The organism is Labrys sp. F242 (assembly GCF_057813875.1).
In genome coordinates this window covers 610,578-633,821 of sequence record NZ_JBVASG010000002.1, presented here as the reverse complement: position 1 = coordinate 633,821, position 23,244 = coordinate 610,578, and the positions used below count along the sequence as shown (strand labels likewise).

Below are 23,244 nucleotides of genomic sequence, written 5' to 3'. Positions count from 1 at the left end.
CCCGGAGAGAACCCATGGCTGCCCCGAGCGCCGTTGCAGTGCTGGTCGCCCTGTCGACGATGACATCGTCGGCCGCTCCGATTGGCCGCGTCGACAGCAATCTCGAACTGCCTAAGCTCACGCTCCACGCGCCCGCCACCGTTCCAGCCGCGGCCTCGCCCCGGCTTGACCGCAATGAACTCGGCAAGCAGCCTCCGGTGGAAGACGTGGACGTCACCGGCCCGGTGCGGTAGCCGCGTCGCGAATTTGATGAAATCCCTTCTCCCCATGCGGGAGAAGGTCCCGGCAGGGGGATGAGGGGAATAATTCGCTACCCCTTTTTTAACGTCGTGAAGCAGGACCAACGTGGCTTCGCCCGTTCAATGCGAGCTGAATCGACCGACGCGGAAGCCAGGCTTTGGCGGTTATTGCGTGGTCGCCGGTTATCCCACCTGAAGTTTCGCCGGCAGGCGCCAATCGGAAAATACATCGTCGATTTCGTCTGTTTCGAATGCAGGCTGATCGTCGAGGCCGATGGTTCGCAACATGCCGAAAGCACGCATGATCAGGAGTGAGATCGCTGGCTGGAAGCACAAGGCTTCACCATCGTGCGTTTCTGGAATGCCGAAATCCTGAAAACGCCGCAGATTGTGCAGGATACAATCCTGGCGCGGGTGACACCCCCGCCCTCACACCTGCCTTGCCACCATCATCTTCTTGATCTCGGCGATCGCCTTGGCTGGATTCAGACCCTTGGGGCAGGTCTGCGCGCAGTTCATGATGGTGTGGCAGCGATAGAGCTTGAAGGGGTCCTCCAGCTCATCCAGCCGATCGCCGGTGCGCTCGTCGCGGCTGTCGATCAGCCAGCGATAGGCCTGCAGCAGGGCGGCGGGGCCGAGATAGCGGTCGCCGTTCCACCAGTAGCTCGGGCAGGAGGTGGAGCAGCAGGCGCACAGGATGCATTCATAGAGGCCATCGAGCTTCTCGCGGTCACCATGCGACTGCCGCCATTCCTTTTCCGGCATCGGCGTGTCGGTCTTCAGCCAGGGCTCGACCGAGGCGTGCTGGGCATAGAAGCGGGTAAGGTCGGGCACCAGATCCTTCACCACCGGCATATGCGGCAGCGGATAGATCTTGATCACGCCCTTGATGTCGTCCATCGCCTTGGTGCAGGCCAGCGTGTTGGCCCCGTCGATGTTCATGGCGCAGGAGCCGCAGATGCCTTCGCGGCAGGAGCGGCGGAAGGTCAGCGTCGGATCGATGGTGTTCTTGATCCAGATGATGGCGTCCAACACCATCGGGCCGCAATCGTCGAGATCGACGAAATAGGTATCGGTGCGCGGGTTCGACTCACCGTCCGGATCGTAGCGGTAGATCTTGAACTCGCGCAGATTCTTCTGGCTCTCCGGCTTCGGCCAGACCTTGCCGCTGACGATGCGGGAGTTCTTGGGAAGTGTGAGCTGAACCATTTTCGAGTCTCTCGTGGATCGCGGAAGGCGCCCGGATAGGTCTGTTGATGTCGGGTCGGCGGCTGCTCGCGTCAGCGAGCCACCTTTCTCAATAAACGCGTGCCTTCGGCTCGATATACTGGACGTCGTTCGACATGGTGTAGGTGTGAACGGGCCGGTAATCGATCGTGACGGACTTCTTCTCGGTGTCTGCCCAGGCCAGCGTGTGCTTCATCCAGTTCTGGTCGTCGCGGTTGGGGAAATCCTCATGGGCGTGGGCGCCGCGGCTTTCCTTGCGATTCTCTGCGCCGTCCATGGTGACCACGGCCTGGCTGATCAGATTGTCGAATTCCAGGGTTTCGATCAGGTCCGAGTTCCAGATCAGCGAGCGGTCGGTGACGCGCACGTCATCGGCACTGCCCCAGACCTGATGGATCTTCTGCTTGCCTTCGGCGAGCGAGGCGCTCGTGCGGTAGACGGCGCAGTCGCTCTGCATCACATGCTGCATGGAAAGGCGGAGTTCGGCGGTGGGCGTCGATCCCTTGGCGTAGCGCAGGCGATCGAGGCGTGAGAGCGCCTTCTCGGCCGAATCGGCCGGCAGGTCGGCATGCTTCTCGCCGGGCTTGATCATTTCGGCGCAACGCAGGCCCGCCGCGCGGCCGAACACCACGAGGTCGATCAGCGAGTTGGAGCCGAGGCGGTTGGCGCCGTGCACGGAGACGCAGGCTGCTTCACCCAGGGCCATCAGGCCGGGGACGATCGCATCCGGGTCGTTGCCTTTCTTGGTGAACACTTCGCCGTGATAATTGGTGGGGATGCCGCCCATGTTGTAATGCACCGTCGGCAGCACCGGGATCGGCTCCTTGGTGAGATCGACGCCGGCGAAAATGCGGGCCGATTCGGAGATGCCCGGCAGGCGCTCGGCCAGGATCTTGGGATCGAGGTGGTCGAGATGCAGGAAAATGTGATCCTTGCGCTTGCCGACGCCCCGGCCTTCGCGGATTTCCATGGTCATGGCGCGCGAGACCATGTCACGCGGGGCAAGGTCCTTCACCGAGGGGGCATAGCGCTCCATGAAGCGCTCGCCTTCCGAATTGGTGAGGTAGCCGCCCTCGCCGCGGGCGCCTTCGGTGATCAGGCAGCCGGCGCCATAAATGCCAGTGGGATGGAACTGCACGAATTCCATGTCCTGCAGCGGCAGGCCGGCCCTGAGCACCATGGCGTTGCCGTCGCCGGTGCAGGTATGGGCCGAGGTCGCGGTGAAATAGGCGCGACCATAGCCACCTGTCGCCAGGATGGTGCGATGGGCGCGGAAGCGATGGATGGTACCGTCGTCCATCTTCAGGGCCACGATGCCGCGGCACTGGCCATCCTCATCCATGATCAGGTCGATGGCGAAATATTCGACGAAGAACTCGGCCTGGTGCTTGAGCGCCGCGCCGTAGAGCGTGTGCAGCATGGCGTGGCCGGTGCGATCGGCGGCGGCGCAGGTGCGCTGGGCGATGCCCTTGCCGAAATCGGTGGTCATGCCGCCGAAGGGGCGCTGGTAGATGCGGCCGTCCTCGGTGCGCGAGAAGGGCACGCCCCAATGCTCAAGCTCGTAGACGGCGGCGGGCGCGTTGCGCACCAGATATTCGATGGCGTCCTGATCGCCGAGCCAGTCCGAACCCTTGACGGTGTCGTACATGTGGAAGCGCCAGTCGTCGCGACCCATATTGCCGAGCGAGGCGGCGATGCCGCCCTGTGCGGCCACGGTGTGGGACCGCGTCGGGAAGACCTTGGTGATGCAGGCGGTGCGCAGCCCCGCTTCGGAACAGCCGACCACGGCGCGCAAGCCCGCGCCACCGGCGCCCACAACCACGACGTCATAGGTGTGATCGGTGATGGGATAGGCAGTGCCCAGGGCGGAGGGGGTGGTAACGGTGCCTTCGGCCATGGCTTACATCCCGAAATTCAATTTCAGCAGCGCGTAGAGGCAAGCAGCCCCTACCAGGAGCGAGAAGAAGGTGTTGGCGAGTACTGCCAGGATCTTCAGGCTTTCCGTCTCGACATAGTCCTCGATGATCACCTGCATGCCGGCCCGCATATGGACGATACCGGCGATGATGAACAGGAACAGCAGGATGGCGACGAGCGGCGAGGACAAGGTGGCGATCGCCGTGGCCTGGCTGGCGCCGGCAAGGCAGATCACCGTCAGCACGAAAGCGATGGTGAGCGGCACCATGGCGGCGCCGGTCAGGCGCTGCAGCCAGAAATGATGGGTACCGGACCTGGCCGAACCGAGGCCGCGCACGCGGCCGAGAGGGGTCTTGAGGCTCTTGCTCATGTCGGGTCCTCAGTTGGCGCTGCTGAAGGCCAGCAGGCCGACGATCCAGATCAGCACCGTGAGCGCCACCGATCCAATCACATTGGCCCAGGCATAGACGTTGCGTTCGCCCGGCCCGAGGCCATGCCCGAAGTCCCAAATGAAATGCCGGATGCCGCCGAGCATGTGATGCATCAGAGCCCAAGTATAACCGAACAGGATGAGGAGGCCGAGCGGACTGCCGATGAACCACTGCATCCAGGCGAAGGCCGACGGGCTGGTCGCCGCAGCCAAAAGCCACCAGGCGAGCAGCAAGGTACCGACATAGAGAGCCCCGCCGGTCACGCGGTGCAGGATCGACATCGTCATGGTGATCGGCCAGCGATAGATCTGCAGATGCGGCGACAAGGGACGCGAATCAGCCAGGCCAGGCTTGCCGGCGGACGCGTTAGGATCGGCCATCGGAAGGACCTCCAGTTTCGACCCGTTATAATCTTGCTGCGATGCGATATCCTGTCGGCGGGCTCAGTGCAATGGATTAGAACGCGAATCCCGAGATCCTGGCGGATTTTGGGCGCAGAGCAGCCATGCAGATCGAAATATTTTCACGATGTCTGGGCATGCGATGCTTGAAACCGCCGCAAGCGGGGCCACATGGTTTCGCGTTGAGGAGGGTAACATGGTCACACAGTCCCGTATGTATGACGATGCCGGCCGTCGTTTCGAGCGGCGCAAGGAACAGCTCAGGGCCAATTTCCTGCCCAAGCTGAAGCTGGCGCTCGCCCATATACCCTTCGCTTCCGATCTCCTGGCCGCCTATTACGCGGTGCTCGACCGCGACACGCCCTTCAAGGTGCGGGCGACGCTGGCGGCTGCGCTCGCCTATTTCGTGCTGCCTTTCGACATCGTCCCCGATTTCATCGTCGGCCTCGGCTTCACCGACGATGCCGCCATCCTCTATGCCGCCATCCGCATGGTCTCCGGCGCCATACTGCCGCGCCATCACGAAGCGGCCCGGCGCTGGCTGGACGAGGTGAAGAAGGGGCGCTAGCCCTCCCACCGCGCGTCGATCGAGGCCGCCTTGATCATGGCCAGGACGCTATCGCCCTGGCCCAGGCCAAGCTCATCCACGGCGTTGCGGGTGATGAAGGCGGAAAGCTTGTCGCCGCCGGTGAGTATGAGGTCGACGCGGGCGACTGGGCCGTCATCGGCATCGATCGCCTGCACTTGCGCCCCCAGCATGGTGCGGATCGACACGCTGCCCGGGCGTTTCATGGCGATGGAGACGTCGGAGCCTCGCACCACCACGCGCACCTTGGTCCCGGGCGGGCCGGCGCGGCCGGGAATGCTGATCGGGCCAGCCGGGTGATCCAGGGTCGAGAGGCCGTAATGCTCGTCATAGCCGCGCACGCGTGCTTCCAGCAGCGAGACCGTCTCGAAGCGCTGATTGGAGAGCGGGCCGGATGCCGGTACCAGCACGTCCTGCGGCGTGCCGATGCGGCTGACCTGGCCGGCCTCCAGGACCACGACACGGGCGGCGAGGCGCGCTACCTCCTCCACCGCATGCGAGACGTAGAGAATCGGCACCTTCATCTCGTCGCGCACGCGCTCGATCAAGGGCAGGATTTCGAGCTTGCGCGGCGCGTCGAGCGCGGCGAGTGGTTCGTCCATCAGCAGCAGGCGAGGAGAGGCCAGCAAGGCGCGGCCGATGGCCACGCGCTGTTTCTCGCCGCCCGAAAGCGCGTTCGGCCGGCGGCCCAACAGCTTTTCGATGCCAAGCACGCCGACCACCGCGTCGAATTCGAGCTTCGGGCCGGCGACGTCGAGCGATCGACGGTTGAAGAAGCGGCCATAAAGGAGGTTCTGCCTGGCGGTGAGATGCGGGAAAAGCTGGGCATCCTGGAAGACCAAGCCGATCCGGCGCCGATGCGGGGCGAGGAAGGTACGGGAGGAGGCCTCGAACAGCGTCTGCCCATCGAGGCGGATATGCCCACTGTCAGGCCGGATCAGCCCGGCCATGGCATTGAGGAGTGTCGTCTTGCCCGAGCCCGAACGGCCGAACAAGGCGGTGATGCCGCCATCCGAGGTAAAGGCCGATTCGAGCGTGAAGCCGGCGCGCCGGACGATGATGTTGGCGTCGATCATGCCGCGCCTCGAACTGGGCGTTCCTGGGACCGCAGGCGTCCTCGCCTGCTCCTGGAAACGCTGTTCGTGCAGAAAAGGAAGAGGCGGACGAGGACGTCCGCGGTCCCAGCAATGACGGCTCTCTCGATCATGCCACGCTCGCAAGATCGGGCAGGGTGGCGATGAAGCGCGAACGGATCTCCGGCGTCGGCATCAGGCAGCTCTCGCGCTTGCCGAACAGGCGGTAGCGGTTGCGGGCAATACGGTCATAGAGGAAATCCCGCACGGGGCGGGGTACGGCCTTCAGCACGACCGCCCAGCGCCAGCCCGGCAGGCCCCGGCCGATGGCGATGGCCGCATCCGCCTTGAAATAGGCGATGCCGTCGCTGATCACGGCGATAGCCTCGGGATCATCCGCCCGGATGCCCAAACGATCGGCGAGCACGGCGCCCGCTTCACTTTGAATGGCGACGAATCGGAAACGGCTGAGGGCATCCCGGGGAATGACGAAGGCCACCATGCCCGAACACAGGACGCAGACCCCGTCGAACAGAATCAGTCCGTCGGGCAGGTCGCCTGCAGGCTGCGGCCGCCATTGGTTCACGAAAACTCTCCCATGATCTTGCGAAGGCATTCCCGGGTGCGCGGACGTCCTGCGACACTCAAGAGAGTGTCGGACGATCCGCATCCTGGACACGGCCCATCCGCAGGAAAGGAAGATGCGGCCGAGACGTCCGCGCACCCGGGGATATTGCGCATCCCGTACCTGCGATCATAGAAAGGCCAACCCCCGGGCGCAATCGCCCTTCCGCCAGCGAGCTTCTTGTGATCCCTTCTTCTTCTTCAGACATCGTCATCGTCGGCGGCGCCGCCATGGGCTCAGCCACCGCCTATTTCCTCAAGGTCGAACTGGGTTTCGCCGGCTCCGTCACGGTGATCGAGCGCGATCCGACCTATGCCCATTCCTCGACCACCCTGTCGGCCGCCTCGATCCGGCAGCAATTCTCCACGCCCGAGAACATCCGCATGAGCCTGTTCGGCCTGGAGATCATGCGCAATCTCAAGGAGCGCTTCGGCCCGAGCGCCGACATCGGTTTCCATGAGGGCGGCTACCTCCTGCTGGCTAGCGAGGGCGGTAAGGCGATCCTCGAGCAGAACTGGCAGGTCCAGCAGGCCGAGGGCACGGCGATCGAGCTGCTCGATCCGCAGGCTCTCAGCCATGAATTTCCCTGGCTCAATGTCGAGGGCATCGCCGCCGGTGCCTATGGCCGCCGGGGGGAGGGCTGGTTCGACGCCCATTCCCTGCTCGATCTCTTCCGCAAGGCGGCGCGGGATGCCGGCGCCGTCTATGTGAAGGACGAGGTGGTCGGCATCGATCACCGGGACGGCAAGGCCGAGGCGGTCAGGCTGAAATCGGGCGGGCGCATCGCCTGCGGCACGCTCGTCAACGCGGCGGGGCCGCAGGGTGGCGACGTTGCCGCCCTGGCCGGGCTCGGCCTGCCAGTCGAGCCGCGCAAGCGCTCCGTCTTCGTGGTGCGCTGCAGGACCGAGTTGCCGCGCATGCCGCTGCTGGTCGAGCCAGGCGGCATCTATATCCGGCCGGAAGGCGACGTCTATATCTGCGGCGGTGCCGAGGACGAACGCGGCGAGAAGCGTGCCGACGGCGATTTCGAGGTCGATTACAGCCTGTTCGAGGAAGCCGTCTGGCCAGCCCTGGCCACCCAGGTCCCGGCGCTGGAGGAGCTCAAGCTCATACGGGCCTGGGCGGGGCATTACGAATACAACACGCTCGACCAGAATGCTGTGATTGGCCCGCATCCGGCCATGCCGAACTTCTTCTTTCTCAACGGCTTTTCCGGCCACGGCCTGCAGCAGGCTCCGGCCGCCGGGCGCGCCGTCGCCGAACTGATCACGACGGGCCGCTTCCAGACGCTGGACCTGTCGGTGTTCGACTATCGGCGCGTGATCGAGAACAAGCCGGTCTTCGAGCTCAACGTGATCTGAAGGTGGGCCGATGTGGAGCGCTGGTGTAGCAGCCCTTAACTATCTGACCTATAAGGTGAAATCGTAGATTTTTGTCATGCCCAGGCTTGACCCGGGGCATCCAGAGGGGCCTCGTAACTAGAAAGAGAGGCTGGATTGCCGGATCAAGCCCGGCAATGACAAGACTTGAGCCAATCCGAACGCGGATGGGCTCTGGTGGCGCTTTCAGTGCGACTTGGCGGCGCTTGCGGCGCCCTTCAGCGTGATCAGCACCATCACGGCCATGACGATGGCATTCCAGCCGGCCAGCGAGAGGCCGGCGATACGCAGGCTTGGATTGGTGCAGGACACCACGGTGGAAGTGTCGATCGCATCGAGGAGCCCACCGACATTGGCCGGGTTGGAACCGATATTGCCGGCGGCGCAATTGGCGGGGCCGAGCCAATAGTTCCACTCCGCCCCCGCCTGGTAGATGCCGAGGCCGCAGCCATAGGCGAACAGGGCCGCCAGCAGCAGCAAGGCCACCACCATCACTTTCGCCGACAGCCTGTCGCCGATGAAAGCGAGAATGAAGGCGATGGGCACGCCGACATAATAGGGCCAGCGCTGCTCGAGGCAGAGCGGGCAGGGCGCATAGCCGAAGCCGTGCTGCAGCACCAGGGCGCTGGCGATGACGACGAGGCCGATCAATCCGGCCGCAAGCGCGGAGCGGGAACTGAGATTTACTGGCATGTTGCGGTACTACCCGATGGCATCAGATATTCGACGACGAAGAACCCGCCCACCAGCACCACCACGAAAGCGATCGCCACCAGCGCCAGGTGCTTTTCGATGAAGGCGCGGATGCGCTCGCCGAAGAAGTTGAGGAAGCCGGCCAGGATGAAGAAGCGGGCGCCGCGCGTGAGCAGCGACAGCAGGACGAACCAGAAAAGGCTGTAGCCGGCAAAGCCCGAGGTGATGGTCACGATCTTGTAGGGGATCGGCGTCAGGCCTTTGATCAGGATGATCCAGCTGCCATATTGGGCATAGAGACAGCGGAACTGCTCGACGCCGTGCTGATAGCCATAGGCGCTGATCAGCCAGGACCCGACCGTGTCGTAGAGCAGCCAGCCGATCAGATAGCCGAGCACCCCGCCCAGGACGGAGGTGACAGTGCAGACGGCGGCGTAGAACCAGGCCTTCTTCGGTTGGGCGACCGCCATCGGCACCAGCATGACGTCGGGCGGAAACGGGAAGAAGGAACTTTCGGCAAAGGAAACGATGCCGAGGGCCCAGACGGCCCGTGGACTTTCCGAAATGCGGATCATCCAGTCATAGAAGCGGCGCAGCATGGTTTTCCCTGAGCGGGCAGTCCGGATCCGTCCATCGGGCGGTGCCGGGCAGTCCGGGGCGTTGCAGGATATGAGAGCATGACGGTGGTGGGATTCCGGCATGCTCGCGGCGGGATCGTGCCCCCTGGGAAGAGGTCGGAGAACAAGTGATCCCGTCATCACTTGCCGCCACCTCCGGCGACGCTGTCACCACGACTTGCACCGCTAGTCGTGGCTGAAAATGACGGATTCAAGGCAATTCACTTGACTCTTCGAAGTTTCCTTAGCGGGCATGCGGCGGGAAATCCACCGGCGCCACAGCGTTTTGCGATTTGACGGCATCAGTTCAAATCGCAAAGACGCGTCGAAACAAAGAGTTAGAGAAAAGAAGCGTTTACGCCTAAACGCGCTTTGCTCCAGAAGGCGGCGATCAACTTCCCGTTGGAAACCTCATCCTGCCCCAGAAAAGGCGGGATACGGCGCCAGTGTCTCTCGACAACAATGACGAATCGTTAACGATTGAAACTTCGTTAACCATATTGGCCGCATTTATCCTGAATGAACGAGACCAGCGCAAACTCGACCAAGAGCCCGGCCATGATCGCCGGGGCGCTGTTTGCGTTGCTGTGCTTTGCAGGTCTGCCCGCCCGGGCTGAGCAGGCGGCGCCTCCGTCGGCCCCGTCCGCCGCCGACGAGGCTGCCGCCAAACGCCAGGACCTCGCGCGCATCCAGGGCGAGATCAAGCTGTCCGACGAGACGCTGGCGCGCCTGCGCAAGGAGATCCAGGCGATCGGGAGCGACAGCGAGAAGCTGCGCCAGCAATTGGTCGAAACCGGTGATCAGACGCATGAGACCGAAGCCAAGGTGCTGGGTGCCGAGGCGCGACTGGCTTCGCTCGACAGCAATGAGGACAATATTCGCGTCTCCCTCGATTCCAAGCGCGGCCTGCTGATCGAGGTGCTGGCCTCGCTCCAGCGCATGGGGCGCAATCCGCCGCCGGCCCTGCTGGTCAGCCCGGACGACGCGCTGGAGGCGGTGCGCACGGCGATGCTGCTGGGGGCGGTGCTGCCGGAAATGCGCCAGGAAATGTTGGCCCTGGTGGCCGATCTCAAGGAATTGGCCCGGGTGCGGGGCGAGATCACCATCGAACGCGACACGCTCAAGCAGGCGCTTCTCACCCTCGCCGAGCAGCGCACCCGCACTCAGCTTCTGGTCGAGGAGCGCCAGAAGGTGCTGGCGCAGGAGCAGAACACCCTCACCAGCGAACAGGCCCATGCTACCGCCTTGGCGCAGGAAGCCGCCAATCTCAAGGATTTGATCGCCCGCATGGAGCGCGAGGTGGCGCCGGCCAGGCGCGCCGCCGACACCGCCGACGCGGCGGCTGGCCAGACCCGGCCTTCGCTCGCCGCCCTGCAGGATCCGAGCCGCCTGACCCCCGCAATGCCCTTCGACCAGGCCAAGGGTCTGTTACGCTTGCCGGTGACCGGCGCGATGCTGCGCGGCTTCGGCGCCGATGACGGCAATGGCGGCGCCGCCAAGGGCATGACCCTGACGGCGACGTCCGGCGCCAGCGTCACCGCGCCCTGCGACGGCTGGGTCGTTTTCGCCGGCAAGTTCCGCTCCTACGGCCAACTCTTGATCATCAATGCCGGTGGCGGGTATCATGTCGTGATGGCCGGCATGGACAAGATCAATGTGGGGCTGGGCCAGTTTGTCTTGACGGGCGAGCCGGTTGCCGCCATGGGTTCAGGTCCGTCTTCGGGATCGAACGTCGATCCGGGGTCTCAGGCGGGCTTGGGAATACAGGCGACGGCTGCGGCGTTTGGCGGTGCTTCAAGTGCCGGTCAACCCGCCCTATATATAGAGTTCAGGAAAGACGGTGTTTCCATAGACCCCACCCCGTGGTGGGCCAATCAAGGCGAGAAGGCACGCGGATGATTCGCAAGCTTCCCATTCTATTCTGCGGCGTGGCCATGGGCGCGATCGCGACGATCGCGGTGACGCAACCCCACCTGCTGCTGATGGGCGGTGCCAATGCCGCCGTCACCGACACCTACAAGCAGCTCAACCTGTTCGGCGACGTGTTCGAGCGGGTGCGTTCTGACTATGTCGAGCAGCCCGAGGACGGCAAGCTGGTGGAAGCCGCCATCAACGGCATGCTGACCTCGCTCGATCCGCATTCGAGCTACATGGATGCCAAGAGCTTCCAGGACATGCAGGTGCAGACCAAGGGCGAGTTCGGTGGTCTCGGCATCGAGGTGACCCAGGAGGACGGGGCCATCAAGGTGGTGTCGCCGATCGATGATTCGCCGGCGTCCAAGGCTGGCGTCCTCTCCGGCGACCTGATCACCGCCATCGACGGCGAAGCGACGCAGGGCATGACGCTGCAGCAGGCCGTCGACAAGATGCGCGGCGCCGTCAACACGCCGATCATCCTGAAGATCCTGCGCAACAAGGGCGAGCCTGTTGACATCAAGGTGGTGCGCGACATCATCAAGGTGCAGTCGGTCAAAGCCAAGAAGCTGGGCGATGACATCGGCTATATCCGCATCACCCAGTTCAACGAGCAGACCTTCGATGGCCTGAAGAAGAACATCGACAAGCTGAGCAAGGAAATCGGCCCGGACAAGCTCAAGGGTTTTGTCATCGACCTGCGCAACAATCCGGGCGGCCTGCTCGACCAGGCGATCCAGGTGTCGGATGCCTTCCTCGAACGTGGCGAGATCGTTTCAACGCGTGGCCGCCAGGCCGACGACGTGCAGCGTTATTCCGCCCGCAACGGCGACCTGACCGGCGGCAAGCCGGTGATCGTGCTGGTCAATGGCGGCTCGGCTTCGGCGTCGGAGATCGTCGCCGGCGCCCTGCAGGACCACAAGCGCGCCACCATCCTGGGTACGCGCTCCTTCGGCAAGGGCTCGGTGCAGACCATCATCCCGCTACAGGGCAATGGTGCATTGCGCCTCACCACGGCGCGCTACTACACCCCGTCCGGCCGCTCGATCCAGGCCAAGGGCATCGAACCGGAGATCGTGGTTCAGGAGAACGTGCCCGACGACCTCAAGGGCAAGGACCAGACCAAGGGCGAATCCGGCCTCAAGGGCCATCTGGCCAATCCGGATGCCGACAACAAGTCGGAGGAAGGCGGCTCATCGGCCTATGTGCCCGCCAACGAGAAGGACGATACCCAGCTCAACAAGGCGATCGACCTGCTGCATGGTGCGCAGAAGAGCGCCTATTTCCCGCCGGATCCGAAGGCGGGCGTGCCGAACTGACAGGCTTTTCAGCCCATCCCATGCTTGTGCAACGCCGGGCTTGTCCCGGCGTTGCTGTTTTGGGGGCGAAGCCGCCCCCGGACATTCGTGCTTGAATCGTTCCCGCAAAAGCCTATGTGGAAGCATGGTTTCTTCATGAAGGACACGCCATGCGCCTGACCGAACTTCTGGCTCAAAAGCCCGTGCTGCTCGCGGATGGGGCCACCGGGACCAATCTGTTCGAGATGGGCCTGATGTCGGGCGATCCGCCGGAGATGTGGAACCTCGACCATCCCGACCGCATCCACGCGCTGCACCAGTCCTTCGTCGATGCCGGCGCCGACATCATCCTCACCAATTCCTTCGGCGGCAATCGCCGTCGCCTGGCGCTGCACAAGCTCGACGGACGCGTGAAGGAGCTCAATGCCGCGGCCGCCCGCACGGCCCGAGAGGTCGCCGATGGCGCCGGCCGCCCGGTAGTGGTGGCCGGTTCCGTCGGCCCGACGGGCGATCTGTTCCAGCCGCTCGGGCCGCTGACCGAGGACGAAGCCGTCGAGGTCTTCCTCGAGCAGATCGAGGGGCTCAAGGAAGGCGGCGCCGACGTGATCTGGATCGAGACGATGTCGGCTGCCGAAGAGATGCGGGCCGCCGCCAAGGCGGCGGTCAAGGCCGGCATGCCCTATACGGTGACGGCGAGCTTCGACACGGCCGGCAAGACCATGATGGGCATCCCGCCATCGGCCATGCCCGAAGTTGCCGGCGGCGTCGATCCCAATCCTGTCGCGGTGGGTGCCAATTGCGGCGTCGGGGCTTCCGACCTCCTGGTCTCGGTACTGTCGATGACCGAAGCCAATCCCGAAGTGGTTGTCATCGCCAAGGCCAATGCCGGCATTCCGCAGTTCCACGGCGACCATATCCATTATTCCGGCACGCCGGAGCTGATGGCCAATTATGCACGCCTGGCCATCGATGCGGGTGCACGCATCATCGGCGGCTGCTGCGGCACCTCGCCGGCCCATCTTGCCGCCATGCGCCAGGCCATCGATGCTCATACCCGGGCCGAGCGCCCGGATGCGGCCAAGGTGATCGCCGAGATCGGCCCGCTGGTCGCCCCGCCCAAGGTGGGCGGCGGTGAGGAGGCACGGCGCCGGCGCCGGCACTGAGCGCCGACCTTTGTCATGCCCAGCTCGACCCGGGCATCCAGAGCACAGCTCGTCACCTGTGGAAGGCTGGATTGCCGGGCCAATCCCGGCAATGACAATGGCTGTGCTGCTGGTGCGTTCCTCGCGGAAGAGCCAGCCCAGGTCCGGCAATCTCATACCAGCAATCTGGTAAGGACATGATTGGCATTGCGCGGATCATCGCCGTAGCAATGGCATGTCTCATCGACAAGGAGAGGCCGATGCGCCGCCTGATCCGTTCCTGCGCCGTGCTCGCCCCGCTTCTGTGCCTGGCCGTTCCCACCGGGCCGGCAGCGGCTGAGGACTGGAACGATTATGCCAATGCCCGTTTTGGCTATCGCATCTGTTACCCTGCCGATCTGATGACAGCGGAGCCCGAGGCCGACAATGGCGATGGGCGTGTCTTCACCGGCCGCTCCGGCGCCAGCCTGCGTGTCTGGGGCTCCTACAATGCCGCCGAGGAAGACATCGGCACAATCGTTGCCGGTGTCGCCGGTGACGGCAAGGTCACCTATCGCAGTGCCACCAAGAACGGGGTGGTGGTCTCAGGCCGGAAGGGCGGCGAGACTTTCTACGCCAAGGTCCTGTTCGAGAAGGATGCCAAGGGTGCAGTCGAGACCATCCGTGCCTTCCGCCTGACCTATCCGACCAAGGAGGCGGCAACCTATGATCCCGTCGCGGCGAGGCTGGCCAAATGCTTCGCCGTCGCTCGCTGAGCACCGAGCAGGCGCGGAGCAAAAGGCTGCTTACGGGCGCAATTCCGGGAAAAGGCCGACAGTGATTTGCCGGGGTGGCGTAGCCCCTCACCCTTACCCTCTCCCCGCCCTTATGGGGAGAGGGTAAGGGGCTGCGGTGGCCCGAGCGATCCTGCTGAAAGATGCTCTATCGACTGCAAGCCTTGGCCAAGGCCGCGGCGCCCCTGGAAGCGCCAGTCAGCTTGATCTTTTCGCTCTTGCCGAGGAAGCCGATCTTGAGGGTGCGGCCCTTGCCGAGAACGGCGCTCCAATCGGGATCGAAGTCGGGCTTGGCCTCGAGCGATGGGCCGTTCAATTCATCCTCGACGGCCTGCATGGTCACGTCGACCTGCCCGCCCTCGGAACTGAAGCTGACCACGCCCTGCCAGCCTTTGCGGATGCGGTCGGCGCCCGGCAGATAATTGATCGAGAAGGCCTTGCTGTCCGGCGTGCAGAAGAAGGCAAGCGGCTGGTCGTCGGTGTCGGGCACCTCATAGGCCACCACCACCGATTCCGGCGACTGACGGAGCTGCCAGCTATAGGCGTCCGCCAAGGCGGGGGTGGCCAAGGCCACGCTGGCGAGAAGGGGAAGGGCAATGGCAAGGAAACTGCGCATGGGTCCTCGGAGTTCCAGATGGAATGACGGCTCTACGACAGGGTTGGAGAAGGCGCTGTTCCCGGGAACACCCTGTGTTCCCCGGAAAAGAAGTTGTTCCCTAGAACAGAGGCTGTTCCCGGGATCACAGCCAGTCCGGTACCTTGTCGAGCCCGAGCAGTTCGTCATAGCTCGGCCGAGGCCGGATCACCGCGAACTTGTCGCCGTCCACCAGAACTTCCGGGATGAGCGGGCGGGTGTTATAGGTGCCTGACTGCACGGCGCCATAGGCGCCGGCAGACATCACCGCCACCAGGTCGCCGCGTGCCACCGCCGGGATGTCGCGGTCGAGCGCGAGATAATCACCAGTCTCGCAGACGGGGCCGACGACGTCGGCCGTCACCATTGCGCCGCCGAGCGGGCGTTCCTTGATCGGCCAGATCGCGTGATAGGCTTCATAGAGCGTGGGGCGGATCAGGTCGTTCATACCGGCGTCGACGATGACGAAGGTCTTGCCCTCGCCTTCCTTCACAAAGGCGACTTCGCTCACAAGGATGCCGGCATTGCCGGCGATCAGGCGGCCGGGTTCGAACACCAGCGTGGCGCCGAGATCTCTGGCATAGCGCTTGACCACCGCGGCATAGTCGTCGGGGTGAGGCGGCGGCTCGTTGTCGTCGCGATAGGGAATGCCGAGGCCGCCGCCGAAATCGATATGGTCGATGACATGGCCGTCGGCTCTGAGGTCTCTGACTAGGCCGACCAGACGCTCGATCGAGGCGTCATAGGGCTCGAGCGCGGTGATCTGGCTGCCGATATGCATGTCGACGCCGGTGACCGCGATGCCCGGCAGCTTGGCCGCGCGGGCGTAGAGGGCGCGGGCCTGGGCGATCGGGATGCCAAACTTATTCTCGGACTTGCCGGTGGAGATCTTCTTGTGGGTCTTGGCGTCGACATCCGGATTGATGCGCAGCGACACCCGGGCCGTCGCACCCTTGGCGCTGGCACGCTGCGACAGCAGCTCCAGTTCCGGTTCCGATTCGACATTGAAGCACAGAATGTCTTCATCGAGCGCATAGTCGATTTCGCGCACGAGCTTGCCGACGCCCGAGAACATGATCTTGCTGGCAGGCACGCCGGCGACGCGGGCGCGGCGCAACTCCCCCTCGGAGACCACGTCCATGCCGGCGCCGAGCTTGGCGAGCAGGCGCAGCACGGCAAGATTCGAATTGGCCTTCACCGCAAAGCAGACCAGGGAGGGCACGTCGGCAAAGGCACCGGCGAACACCTTGTAGTGCCGGCGCAGCGTGGCGGCCGAGTAGCAGTAGAAAGGCGTGCCGACCGCGGCGGCAATCGCCGGCAGTGCGACATCTTCGGCATGAAGCACGCCGTCGCGATAGGTGAAGTGATGCATGGCCGGTTCGGTTCGAAATCAGTTCAACAGGAAGTCCATGGGCAGCTTGCGATCCGGCTTCACATAGCCCGGATCCTTCTTCTTGTTGTAGCCGCCGCCCTTGCCGTCCGAGACATGCTGCTCGGGTGGTGGCTCGAGCTTGCCCTTGCGGCCGCAACCGGCGAGGCCGAGAGTCGTGACCAACGTCAAAGCGAGCGCGATGCGGAACGCATTACCAGCCATGGGGAACTCCAGTGTTTGACGCTGTGTAGCACGAATTTTGATTTGAGAGCGCGGACATCTCAGCAACATGTGGGCATGTTGCGATGTCCGTGCTTCGATTATTTCGCCAGCGCTTTCAGCCACTTCCTGGCCTGGGCCTTGACATTTGCCGGCGCCGTCCCGCCATAGGAGGTCCGGCTGCGGACCGACTTTTCCACGCCGAGCACGGCGAAAAGCCCCTGATGGATGCGTGGCTCCACCGATTGCATCTCAGCCAGCGAGAGCTTCTCCAGAGGCAGCTTGGCATCGGCGGCGAGTCCGACCAGGCGGCCGGTGACGTGATGGGCCTCGCGGAAGGGCAGATTGAGCTCGCGCACCAGCCAGTCGGCGAGATCGGTGGCGGTGGCATAGCCCGAGCCGGCGGCCGCCTTCATGCGCTTGAGGTCGGGCACCATGTCCCTGACCATGCCGGCCATGGCCGCCGTGCAGAGCGACAGCGTCTGCAGCGCGTCGAAGGCGGGCTCCTTGTCCTCCTGCATGTCCTTGCCATAGGCGAGCGGCAGGCCCTTCATCATGGTGAGCAGGCCGACCAGCGCCCCGATGACCCGGCCGGCCTTGCCGCGGACCAATTCGGCCGCGTCGGGATTGCGCTTCTGCGGCATGATGGACGAGCCGGTGGTGAACTTGTCCGACAGCGCCACGAAGGCAAATTGTGGCGTCGTCCAGATTACGATCTCCTCGGCGAAGCGGGAGAGGTGCATGGCGGTGATCGAAGCGGCGGCGAGCGCTTCCAGCACGAAGTCGCGATCGGAGACCGAATCGAGCGAATTGGCGGTGGGGCGGTCGAAGCCGAGCGCCTTGGCCGTGGCGTCCCGGTCGATCGGGAAGGAGGTGCCGGCCAACGCCGCAGCGCCGAGCGGGCATTCGTTGAGGCGCCGGCGCGCATCGGCGAAGCGGCCGCGGTCGCGGCCGAGCATTTCGACATAGGCGAGCAGATGGTGGCCGAAGGTGACCGGCTGGGCCGATTGCAGATGCGTGAAGCCCGGCATCACCGCACCGGAGAGGGCGAAAGCCCTTTCGGCGAGTGCCGTCATCAAATCTTTCAGCTGAGCGTCGAGATCGTCGATAGTGTCGCGCACCCACAGCTTGAAATCGGTGGCGACCTGGTCGTTGCGCGAGCGGGCGGTGTGCAGGCGTCCGGCCGCCGGTCCGGCAATCGCCGCCAACCGCGACTCGACATTCATATGGATGTCTTCGAGCGCGCGCGAAAAAGTGAACGAGCCGCTCTCGATTTCGCCGCGGACCACCTCTAGACCGTCCGCGATGGCCTTGGCATCGGCGGCGGCAACGATCCCTTGCTTTTCCAGCATGGCGAGATGCGCCAGAGAGCCGCGGATGTCCTGGGCCCACAGGCGCTTGTCAAAGTCGATCGAGGCGTTGATCTCTTCCATGATCGCGTCCGGTCCCGACTGGAACCGGCCGCCCCACATTTTGTTGCTCATCTGGATAGGCTTTCAGTGAACGAGAATAGTCGGCAGGAACATTCCGAGAGTCAGCCACCACAAGGGTCGAACCGGCGCTGGTTGATCGGCGCGGCAATCCTGGCGGGAGCCGTGGCGGGTGTCGGCGCGGTATACGGGACAAACGGCGGCTCGGGCAATCAGGAAAGCGCATCCTGCCCCGCTTCCGCGGCAATTGCGGCCCGTGTCGACCCGCTCGCCAAGGGGGAGGTGGCGGCTCTCGCCGTCTCCAAGGCGCCTCAACCGCTGGTGCCGATCAGCTTCCAGAGGGCGGACGGCAGCAAGACGACCCTGGCCGATTTCAAGGGCAAAACCGTGCTGCTCAATCTGTGGGCGACCTGGTGCGTGCCCTGCCGCAAGGAGATGCCGGCGCTCAACCAGTTGCAGGCCGATCTGGGTGGCCAGGACTTCGAGGTGGTGGCCGTCAATATCGACACGCAGGGGCCCGAGCGGGTCGACGCCTTCCTGAACGAGACCAAGATCGACAAGCTGCACCGCTACGCCGATCCTTCGACCGGCATCCTGCAGAGCCTGCGCAATGAAGGCCTCGGCCAGGGCCTGCCGACCTCGGTGCTGATCGACAAGCAGGGTTGCCGCATCGGCGCCATGGCCGGCCCGGCCGAGTGGGCCAGCGAGGATGCGAAGGCGCTGATCAAGGCGGCAATCGGGTCCTGACACTCCCTCCTACCCACTGCTCCTGGCCGCTTATGGTTTGGCGGCAGGCAGCACATAGCGGTTGAGGATGGCGGCTGCGAACCCGCCCTCGTCCTGGCCGCCATACCGCCCCGCATGCACCATCACGGTGAGGTCGAGCGAGGGCACGATGAACAGGCGCTGCCCGCCATAGCCGAAGCCGGCGATCCAATCGACGGAGCGGTGGTCGACCAAGGAGCGCCCGAGCCAGAACTGGAAGCCGTAGAACATGGCGCCGGGGGCGTTGATCTGCGGCGCCGTCGCCATCTCGATCCACTTGGCCGACACGATTTGTCGGCCCTTCCACGCCCCCTTGTCGAGCACCAGCTGGCCGAATTTCAGCGTGTCGGCGGGCAGCAGGCGCAGGCCCGAGGCCGCCACCGGGCCGCCGTTCTGGGGATAGCGCGCCCATTCCACCTTGGTGATGCCCATCGGCTCGAACAGATTCTCGCGTGCCAGCTCATCCAGGGGCTTGCCGGTCACCTGCTGCAGGACGCAGGCAAGCAGGCCGGTGGTGCCGCCGCTATAGGTCCACACCAGGCCGGGATCATGGGCCACGGGCTGTTCCAGTGCATAGCGACAGGGGTCCTTGGCCATGTCCATGCGACTTTCGCTGTTGGCGGGATTGTCATAAGCGAGTTGCTCGTTCCAGGCCAAGCCCGGCGACATGGTGAGGAGATGGCGCAGTGTGATGCCGCGTTTTTCCGGCGTTGCCAGATCGGCATAGACCGGCAACACCACCAGCACCGGCTGGTCGATCGAGCCGATCCAGCCCTTGTCCAGGGCGATGCCGAACAACAGCGATACCACGCTCTTGCTGATCGAGCGCAGATCGTGCGGAACGTCCGGCCCGAAGGCAACCTCCTTGGCCGGCTGGCCCCAGTGGGAATCGGAGCCAGTGAAATAGCGTTCGAATACCAATTTGCCGTGCCGGGCGATCAGCAGGGCATGGATATTGTCCTCCTTCGCCGCGTCGAGTTTCTGGGCGAGCGTGCACAGGTTTTGCGGATCGAGGCCGACATCTTCAGGCGCAGCGATCGGCCAATCGGACGTCCCCTTGCCGGAAGTGCCCTTGCCGGGCGTGCCGCAGGTCGATTGAGGCGCCGCCGAGCCCGACAGCCCGGCGGTGGTCATGCCGGTCAGAATGATCGCCAAGGCAACGGAAAGGCTATGGGGGCGCATGGGTGCCTCCTTGCAAAGTGTGATGGGGAAATGGGAATAGCGAGAGTTCGATCGGAATCGGCCCGGAGCTCCAGGGGCTTATCCGTGAACGAGGGAAACGAAGGGACAGCCATCTCCAATGCCACCAAAGGTGACGGGAAGGGGGCCGGAGCCTTTAGTCGTGACCGCTAGAGCAAAGCGGGTTTTGGCGAAGCCGCTTCTTTGCTCCAGCTCCTTGCTTGGCCGTGATTCCGCCTAATCGCAAAACGCTTTAGGGAACTTCGTCGATCCGGCCGCTGCCATGGATCTGCGTCGTGAGTCTGGGCTTGCCGCGCAGGGTGACGCGGCCGCTGCCGGAAAGGGTGACGTCGGCACTCTCGCTGGCGGCAATACCGGCTTCACCGCTGCCGCTGATGCGGATCTCGGCCGCCTTGGCGGCCAGCTTGGCAAGATCCGCGCCGCCGGAACCGGAGATACGCAGGTCCAATTGTTCCACCGTACCCTCGCCGGTCGCCTGCGCACTGCCGTGGAGGCGAAGCGCGAGCCGATCCTGCGCGATTGCCGCAAGGTGTAGCTCACCGGATCCGTTCACCGTCCAGTCCTTGACCGGGCCGCCCGTCAGCCGGACGGCGATGGCGCCGAACGGGATGTCGCAGTCATCGTCCAGGGCGAGGCGTCCCGCCGAGAGGCGGACATGGCCGATCAGGGTGGGGTCACCGCTGATCACGGCGCTGGATTGTGGGCCGGGGGCATAGCTCACGCTTGCCGGCAGGGCGATGGTCAGCGAGCCGTCATTGTCCCAGGGCAGGGTGATCGAACCAGCCTTGCCGTCGCCGCTTTGCGGCAGGGCCGGGCAGGCTCCCCATCCCGTCAGCGTGGTCCAGCGCCAGCCTCGCCAGGGCGAGCCGTCGTTCGGCCCGGCAAGGCTGGTGCCGAGGAACAGACAGACCAGGGCGATCACGAAGGAGAAGGCCGCCAGTTTTCCAAGTTTCGAGGGCATGGTGCCTCCCATGGCGCCTGCTCGGCGCGAGCATTGTCACGATGCGGCGCCGGAGCGTGGTGAGGAAGTGAGCAAGCGGGTGTAGCGCCGGGCATGTGCAGCCATCGCCCTCAGCCCGGCATTGAGGCCGAGCAGGAAGAGGCAGCTCAGACACACCGCCAGGGCGATGAAACCGAAGCCGACCAGGGCCCGCCCGAGATGGGTGAGCAGGGGCGTGCCATCCCACATGAAGGTCGAGTGGAGCACGATCGCCGATCCGCCGAGCGCCAAGGCGAGGGCAACCAGGCCGAGGGCAAGGAAGACCACCAGGAGGATCGACAGGACGGGCAGCAGCACGAAGAGATCGAGCATGGCGAGGCCGGTGAGCGCGGCGATCGCGCCCAGTATGGTGGATAGGCTCGGCCGCGCCTGCAATTGGCGCAGGCCGCTTTCCGCCTTGAGTGCCCGGGCAAGCTGGGCAGGATCGCCAAGCATCTGCACGACACTGTCCTCGCTACGCCCGGCCTCCTGCGCATCGGTGAAATAGGCGGCGTAGTCAACCAAGACCTCGTCGATCTCCGCTGCCGGCAGCCCGTCGAGACCGGCCTTCAAGGCGTCGAGGAATTCCTGGCGAGAGAAGTCCTGGCGAGTCATGGCATGCCTTCCATAAGCCGGTCGACGGCGGTGACGAAGTCACGCCATTCGCGCTGACGGGCCACATAGTTGGCCTGGCCGGCCGGCGTCAGACGGTAATATTTGCGTGGCGGGCCGCTGGCCGATTCCTCCAGCCTTGTACTGACCAACCCCTCGGTCTGCAGCCGGCGCATCAGCGGGTAGATGGTGCCTTCGCCCATGCCGACACGCTCGGAGAGCGTGCTGGCGATCTCATAGGCATAGCTTTCACGCCGGTGCAGCAGAGCCAGGACGCAGAGTTCGAGCGCGCCCTTCTTGAGCTGGATGTCGATGGAATCGGTCATGGCCTCCCTACTCTTCAAGGAGGAGAATAATGCAAGGTACCTTTTAATGCAAGGTATCTTGCATTGTTTATTTGGGCAGGCAGATCGCCGAAAGCGGTTGATGATGTGCGGGAGAGGTTGAGGCTTGATGGAGGAGGGCAGCGCGACCTGCGCAGCTTTTGGGCCAAAGCCCACGCCTATATGTCTTCACGCCACGTCTCGAAAATACCGACAGAGCGAAGACAGATCGTCCCGGGCAGAGCCAGGTCAAAGCAGATGGGTATCACACCCGGTGATAGGGATGGCCGGCGATGATGGTGGCGGCGCGGTAAAGCTGTTCGGCCAGGAGGATGCGCACGATCTGATGGGGCCAGGTCATCTTGCCGAAGGACAGCGAGAGGATCGCACGCGACCGGATTGCGTCGCCATGGCCGTCGGCGCCGCCGATCAGGAAGGCAAGGGATTGGGTGCCGCCGTCGCGCAAGCCGGCAATCCGCGCGGCGAAGGCCTCGCTGCCGGGCGAGCTGCCGGTTTCATCCAGGGCAATGATGGTGGCCGTGCCAGCAGCGGCGAGCAGCTTGTCGGCTTCCTCGGCCTTGCGGTCCTCGGGCCGCCGGGCGCGGCTTTCGTCGATTTCGATGATGTCGAGCGGGCCAAGGGCCAAGCTCCGCCCGCTGGCATTCAGCCGCTCGGCATAACGAGCCACGAGATCGCGTTCCGGGCCGGCTTTGAGCCGGCCGACGGCGCAGATCATCAGGCGCATGCTCACTTTAGAGCAAAGGTGCGATTTCTTCGAATCGCGCTTTGCTCTAACTCCTTGTTTTGACGCATTTTCTCAATCGAAAAGTCTATCGACTTTTCTGGAAAATGCTTTAGCTCGGAAGCTGCTCGTTCGGGCGGCCTGACGACCACATCTTCTCGAGATTGTAGAAGGCGCGGACCTCGGGGCGGAACACGTGCACGATGACGTCCCCGGTATCGAGCAGCACCCAGTCGCAGACCGGGACACCTTCGATCCGGGGATTGCCGTGTCCGTTTTCCTTGAGATCCTTGGCGATGCGATCGCTGATCGCGCCGACATGTCGGGCAACCCGACCTGTCGCGATGATCATGACGTCGGCGATTGCACTCTTGCCGCGCAGATCGATTTCCACAATCTCCTCAGCCTTCATGTCATCAAGGCAGTTGAGGATCAGGCGAACCGTAGCTTCAACGTCCGGGCGGATCGCTCGGCTCACGGGATGAAGCGGAATCACGTCCGCTTCGCGTCTCACCAACGTGGTCAGGGGCACACCCTCTTGCTCATTGATTCGCGGACCTCCGCGAATTCCACTCGCTCCACAATATTAGCAAGCCATCGCGTCGATTCAATGACGCCAATAGAATTAAGCCTGCTCCGACATAGTTAATAAG

26 protein-coding genes and 1 pseudogene are annotated in these 23,244 nt (G+C 64.1%); 9 read left to right on the top strand and 18 right to left on the bottom strand.

Going from position 1 to position 23,244, the window contains the following annotated elements:
- Positions 1 to 14 precede the first annotated feature (14 nt).
- Together ACZYTC_RS18430 and ACZYTC_RS18425 are read left to right on the top strand one after the other, a co-directional pair.
- On the top strand, positions 15 to 233 hold the full coding sequence (locus ACZYTC_RS18430; protein WP_149252780.1) for a hypothetical protein: 219 nt from the start codon (positions 15 to 17) through the stop codon (positions 231 to 233).
- A 60-nt stretch (positions 234 to 293) separates the two neighbouring features.
- Positions 294 to 644: pseudogene (locus ACZYTC_RS18425) on the top strand (DUF559 domain-containing protein); the annotation flags it as partial.
- Positions 645 to 668: 24 nt separating this feature from the next.
- On the opposite strand, the gene ACZYTC_RS18420 reads toward ACZYTC_RS18425, so the two are convergent.
- From ACZYTC_RS18420 to sdhC, 4 genes are all read right to left on the bottom strand, one after another.
- Positions 669 to 1,448 carry a succinate dehydrogenase iron-sulfur subunit gene (locus ACZYTC_RS18420; protein ID WP_434959046.1) on the bottom strand — a complete coding sequence of 260 codons (780 nt, stop codon included), beginning with the start codon at positions 1,446 to 1,448 and terminating at the stop codon, positions 669 to 671.
- An 88-nt stretch (positions 1,449 to 1,536) separates the two neighbouring features.
- Positions 1,537 to 3,363 (bottom strand): succinate dehydrogenase flavoprotein subunit, encoded by a 1,827-nt coding sequence (gene sdhA / locus ACZYTC_RS18415; RefSeq protein ID WP_488990260.1) that lies wholly within the window; start codon positions 3,361 to 3,363, stop codon positions 1,537 to 1,539.
- Positions 3,364 to 3,366: 3 nt separating this feature from the next.
- A complete protein-coding gene (gene sdhD, locus ACZYTC_RS18410; protein WP_434959048.1) occupies positions 3,367 to 3,753 on the bottom strand; it encodes a succinate dehydrogenase, hydrophobic membrane anchor protein in 387 nt (128 codons plus the stop codon).
- A 9-nt stretch (positions 3,754 to 3,762) separates the two neighbouring features.
- Positions 3,763 to 4,194, bottom strand: coding sequence for a succinate dehydrogenase, cytochrome b556 subunit (gene sdhC / locus ACZYTC_RS18405; RefSeq protein WP_434959049.1), 432 nt, complete (start codon positions 4,192 to 4,194; stop codon positions 3,763 to 3,765).
- Between the two features lie 217 nt (positions 4,195 to 4,411).
- Between sdhC and ACZYTC_RS18400 the strand changes: the two genes are divergently transcribed.
- Positions 4,412 to 4,783, top strand: a complete 372-nt coding sequence (locus tag ACZYTC_RS18400; protein ID WP_434959050.1) for a YkvA family protein — start codon at positions 4,412 to 4,414, stop codon at positions 4,781 to 4,783.
- Here the strand turns inward: ACZYTC_RS18400 and modC are convergent.
- Together modC and ACZYTC_RS18390 are read right to left on the bottom strand one after the other, a co-directional pair.
- Positions 4,780 to 5,877 carry a molybdenum ABC transporter ATP-binding protein gene (modC, locus tag ACZYTC_RS18395; protein WP_488990259.1) on the bottom strand — a complete coding sequence of 366 codons (1,098 nt, stop codon included), beginning with the start codon at positions 5,875 to 5,877 and terminating at the stop codon, positions 4,780 to 4,782. The two genes, ACZYTC_RS18400 and modC, sit on opposite strands and share 4 nt — an antisense overlap.
- Before the next feature lie 127 nt (positions 5,878 to 6,004).
- Positions 6,005 to 6,460 (bottom strand): thiol-disulfide oxidoreductase DCC family protein, encoded by a 456-nt coding sequence (locus ACZYTC_RS18390; protein ID WP_488990258.1) that lies wholly within the window; start codon positions 6,458 to 6,460, stop codon positions 6,005 to 6,007.
- A gap of 221 nt (positions 6,461 to 6,681) precedes the next feature.
- Between ACZYTC_RS18390 and ACZYTC_RS18385 the strand changes: the two genes are divergently transcribed.
- Positions 6,682 to 7,860, top strand: coding sequence for an NAD(P)/FAD-dependent oxidoreductase (locus ACZYTC_RS18385; RefSeq protein ID WP_488990257.1), 1,179 nt, complete (start codon positions 6,682 to 6,684; stop codon positions 7,858 to 7,860).
- A gap of 204 nt (positions 7,861 to 8,064) precedes the next feature.
- Here the strand turns inward: ACZYTC_RS18385 and ACZYTC_RS18380 are convergent, their stop codons facing one another.
- The gene (locus ACZYTC_RS18380) at positions 8,065 to 8,571 is read right to left on the bottom strand and encodes a disulfide bond formation protein B (protein WP_454811766.1); all 507 of its coding nucleotides are present in this window, start codon (positions 8,569 to 8,571) and stop codon (positions 8,065 to 8,067) included.
- The gene (locus ACZYTC_RS18375) at positions 8,562 to 9,170 is read right to left on the bottom strand and encodes a YqaA family protein (protein WP_434959055.1); all 609 of its coding nucleotides are present in this window, start codon (positions 9,168 to 9,170) and stop codon (positions 8,562 to 8,564) included. Before ACZYTC_RS18375 ends, ACZYTC_RS18380 begins: the two co-directional genes overlap by 10 nt.
- A gap of 537 nt (positions 9,171 to 9,707) precedes the next feature.
- Between ACZYTC_RS18375 and ACZYTC_RS18370 the strand changes: the two genes are divergently transcribed.
- The 4 genes from ACZYTC_RS18370 to ACZYTC_RS18355 all read left to right on the top strand — a co-directional run bounded on the left by ACZYTC_RS18370 (position 9,708) and on the right by ACZYTC_RS18355 (position 14,297).
- On the top strand, positions 9,708 to 11,087 hold the full coding sequence (locus ACZYTC_RS18370) for a murein hydrolase activator EnvC family protein (protein ID WP_488990256.1): 1,380 nt from the start codon (positions 9,708 to 9,710) through the stop codon (positions 11,085 to 11,087).
- A complete protein-coding gene (locus tag ACZYTC_RS18365) occupies positions 11,087 to 12,421 on the top strand; it encodes a S41 family peptidase (protein ID WP_434959747.1) in 1,335 nt (444 codons plus the stop codon). Before ACZYTC_RS18370 ends, ACZYTC_RS18365 begins: the two co-directional genes overlap by 1 nt.
- A gap of 149 nt (positions 12,422 to 12,570) precedes the next feature.
- Positions 12,571 to 13,563, top strand: coding sequence for a betaine--homocysteine S-methyltransferase (gene bmt / locus ACZYTC_RS18360; protein ID WP_434959057.1), 993 nt, complete (start codon positions 12,571 to 12,573; stop codon positions 13,561 to 13,563).
- 239 nt (positions 13,564 to 13,802) lie between these two features.
- Positions 13,803 to 14,297 (top strand): hypothetical protein, encoded by a 495-nt coding sequence (locus ACZYTC_RS18355; protein ID WP_488990255.1) that lies wholly within the window; start codon positions 13,803 to 13,805, stop codon positions 14,295 to 14,297.
- Positions 14,298 to 14,463: 166 nt separating this feature from the next.
- Here ACZYTC_RS18355 and ACZYTC_RS18350 read toward each other — a convergent pair whose 3' ends face one another.
- The 4 genes from ACZYTC_RS18350 to argH form a co-directional block, all read right to left on the bottom strand.
- Entirely contained in the window at positions 14,464 to 14,931 is a 468-nt protein-coding gene (locus ACZYTC_RS18350) for a hypothetical protein (RefSeq protein ID WP_481273437.1), read from the bottom strand.
- A gap of 124 nt (positions 14,932 to 15,055) precedes the next feature.
- Positions 15,056 to 16,321 carry a diaminopimelate decarboxylase gene (gene lysA, locus ACZYTC_RS18345; RefSeq protein WP_488990254.1) on the bottom strand — a complete coding sequence of 422 codons (1,266 nt, stop codon included), beginning with the start codon at positions 16,319 to 16,321 and terminating at the stop codon, positions 15,056 to 15,058.
- An 18-nt stretch (positions 16,322 to 16,339) separates the two neighbouring features.
- A complete protein-coding gene (lptM, locus tag ACZYTC_RS18340; protein ID WP_434959061.1) occupies positions 16,340 to 16,543 on the bottom strand; it encodes an LPS translocon maturation chaperone LptM in 204 nt (67 codons plus the stop codon).
- A 98-nt stretch (positions 16,544 to 16,641) separates the two neighbouring features.
- Positions 16,642 to 18,024 (bottom strand): argininosuccinate lyase, encoded by a 1,383-nt coding sequence (argH, locus tag ACZYTC_RS18335; protein WP_488990253.1) that lies wholly within the window; start codon positions 18,022 to 18,024, stop codon positions 16,642 to 16,644.
- Positions 18,025 to 18,039: 15 nt separating this feature from the next.
- Here argH and tlpA point away from each other — a divergent pair, with 15 nt between their 5' ends.
- Positions 18,040 to 18,717 carry a thiol:disulfide interchange protein TlpA gene (tlpA, locus tag ACZYTC_RS18330; RefSeq protein ID WP_441774237.1) on the top strand — a complete coding sequence of 226 codons (678 nt, stop codon included), beginning with the start codon at positions 18,040 to 18,042 and terminating at the stop codon, positions 18,715 to 18,717.
- Between the two features lie 30 nt (positions 18,718 to 18,747).
- On the opposite strand, the gene ACZYTC_RS18325 is transcribed toward tlpA, so the two are convergent.
- The 6 genes from ACZYTC_RS18325 to rsfS all read right to left on the bottom strand — a co-directional run bounded on the left by ACZYTC_RS18325 (position 18,748) and on the right by rsfS (position 23,084).
- Positions 18,748 to 19,917: a serine hydrolase domain-containing protein gene (locus tag ACZYTC_RS18325; protein WP_488990252.1), complete on the bottom strand. Its 1,170-nt coding sequence runs from the start codon at positions 19,915 to 19,917 to the stop codon at positions 18,748 to 18,750.
- Between the two features lie 250 nt (positions 19,918 to 20,167).
- On the bottom strand, positions 20,168 to 20,896 hold the full coding sequence (locus ACZYTC_RS18320) for a GIN domain-containing protein (protein ID WP_488990251.1): 729 nt from the start codon (positions 20,894 to 20,896) through the stop codon (positions 20,168 to 20,170).
- 36 nt (positions 20,897 to 20,932) lie between these two features.
- Positions 20,933 to 21,529, bottom strand: a complete 597-nt coding sequence (locus tag ACZYTC_RS18315; RefSeq protein WP_488990250.1) for a DUF1700 domain-containing protein — start codon at positions 21,527 to 21,529, stop codon at positions 20,933 to 20,935.
- Positions 21,526 to 21,852 (bottom strand): PadR family transcriptional regulator, encoded by a 327-nt coding sequence (locus ACZYTC_RS18310; protein ID WP_434959067.1) that lies wholly within the window; start codon positions 21,850 to 21,852, stop codon positions 21,526 to 21,528. The genes ACZYTC_RS18315 and ACZYTC_RS18310 overlap by 4 nt, the downstream gene beginning before the upstream one ends.
- A 262-nt stretch (positions 21,853 to 22,114) precedes the next feature.
- The gene (gene rlmH / locus ACZYTC_RS18305) at positions 22,115 to 22,594 is read right to left on the bottom strand and encodes a 23S rRNA (pseudouridine(1915)-N(3))-methyltransferase RlmH (RefSeq protein WP_434959068.1); all 480 of its coding nucleotides are present in this window, start codon (positions 22,592 to 22,594) and stop codon (positions 22,115 to 22,117) included.
- 109 nt (positions 22,595 to 22,703) lie between these two features.
- Positions 22,704 to 23,084: a ribosome silencing factor gene (gene rsfS / locus ACZYTC_RS18300; RefSeq protein ID WP_488990357.1), complete on the bottom strand. Its 381-nt coding sequence runs from the start codon at positions 23,082 to 23,084 to the stop codon at positions 22,704 to 22,706.
- Positions 23,085 to 23,244 lie beyond the last annotated feature (160 nt).

Excerpts from the sequence above, each read along its gene's own strand:
- ACZYTC_RS18430 (WP_149252780.1), top strand. The coding sequence starts at position 15 with ATGGCTGCCCCGAGCGCCGTTGCAGTGCTGGTCGCCCTGTCGACGATG.
- ACZYTC_RS18420 (WP_434959046.1), bottom strand. The coding sequence starts at position 1,448 with ATGGTTCAGCTCACACTTCCCAAGAACTCCCGCATCGTCAGCGGCAAG.
- sdhA (WP_488990260.1), bottom strand. The coding sequence starts at position 3,363 with ATGGCCGAAGGCACCGTTACCACCCCCTCCGCCCTGGGCACTGCCTAT.
- sdhD (WP_434959048.1), bottom strand. The coding sequence starts at position 3,753 with ATGAGCAAGAGCCTCAAGACCCCTCTCGGCCGCGTGCGCGGCCTCGGT.
- sdhC (WP_434959049.1), bottom strand. The coding sequence starts at position 4,194 with ATGGCCGATCCTAACGCGTCCGCCGGCAAGCCTGGCCTGGCTGATTCG.
- ACZYTC_RS18400 (WP_434959050.1), top strand. The coding sequence starts at position 4,412 with ATGGTCACACAGTCCCGTATGTATGACGATGCCGGCCGTCGTTTCGAG.
- modC (WP_488990259.1), bottom strand. The coding sequence starts at position 5,877 with ATGATCGACGCCAACATCATCGTCCGGCGCGCCGGCTTCACGCTCGAA.
- ACZYTC_RS18380 (WP_454811766.1), bottom strand. The coding sequence starts at position 8,571 with ATGCCAGTAAATCTCAGTTCCCGCTCCGCGCTTGCGGCCGGATTGATC.
- ACZYTC_RS18375 (WP_434959055.1), bottom strand. The coding sequence starts at position 9,170 with ATGCTGCGCCGCTTCTATGACTGGATGATCCGCATTTCGGAAAGTCCA.
- ACZYTC_RS18370 (WP_488990256.1), top strand. The coding sequence starts at position 9,708 with ATGAACGAGACCAGCGCAAACTCGACCAAGAGCCCGGCCATGATCGCC.
- bmt (WP_434959057.1), top strand. The coding sequence starts at position 12,571 with ATGCGCCTGACCGAACTTCTGGCTCAAAAGCCCGTGCTGCTCGCGGAT.
- ACZYTC_RS18355 (WP_488990255.1), top strand. The coding sequence starts at position 13,803 with ATGCGCCGCCTGATCCGTTCCTGCGCCGTGCTCGCCCCGCTTCTGTGC.
- ACZYTC_RS18350 (WP_481273437.1), bottom strand. The coding sequence starts at position 14,931 with ATGCGCAGTTTCCTTGCCATTGCCCTTCCCCTTCTCGCCAGCGTGGCC.
- lysA (WP_488990254.1), bottom strand. The coding sequence starts at position 16,321 with ATGCATCACTTCACCTATCGCGACGGCGTGCTTCATGCCGAAGATGTC.
- lptM (WP_434959061.1), bottom strand. The coding sequence starts at position 16,543 with ATGGCTGGTAATGCGTTCCGCATCGCGCTCGCTTTGACGTTGGTCACG.
- argH (WP_488990253.1), bottom strand. The coding sequence starts at position 18,024 with ATGAGCAACAAAATGTGGGGCGGCCGGTTCCAGTCGGGACCGGACGCG.
- ACZYTC_RS18325 (WP_488990252.1), bottom strand. The coding sequence starts at position 19,917 with ATGCGCCCCCATAGCCTTTCCGTTGCCTTGGCGATCATTCTGACCGGC.
- ACZYTC_RS18320 (WP_488990251.1), bottom strand. The coding sequence starts at position 20,896 with ATGCCCTCGAAACTTGGAAAACTGGCGGCCTTCTCCTTCGTGATCGCC.
- ACZYTC_RS18315 (WP_488990250.1), bottom strand. The coding sequence starts at position 21,529 with ATGACTCGCCAGGACTTCTCTCGCCAGGAATTCCTCGACGCCTTGAAG.
- ACZYTC_RS18310 (WP_434959067.1), bottom strand. The coding sequence starts at position 21,852 with ATGACCGATTCCATCGACATCCAGCTCAAGAAGGGCGCGCTCGAACTC.
- rlmH (WP_434959068.1), bottom strand. The coding sequence starts at position 22,594 with ATGCGCCTGATGATCTGCGCCGTCGGCCGGCTCAAAGCCGGCCCGGAA.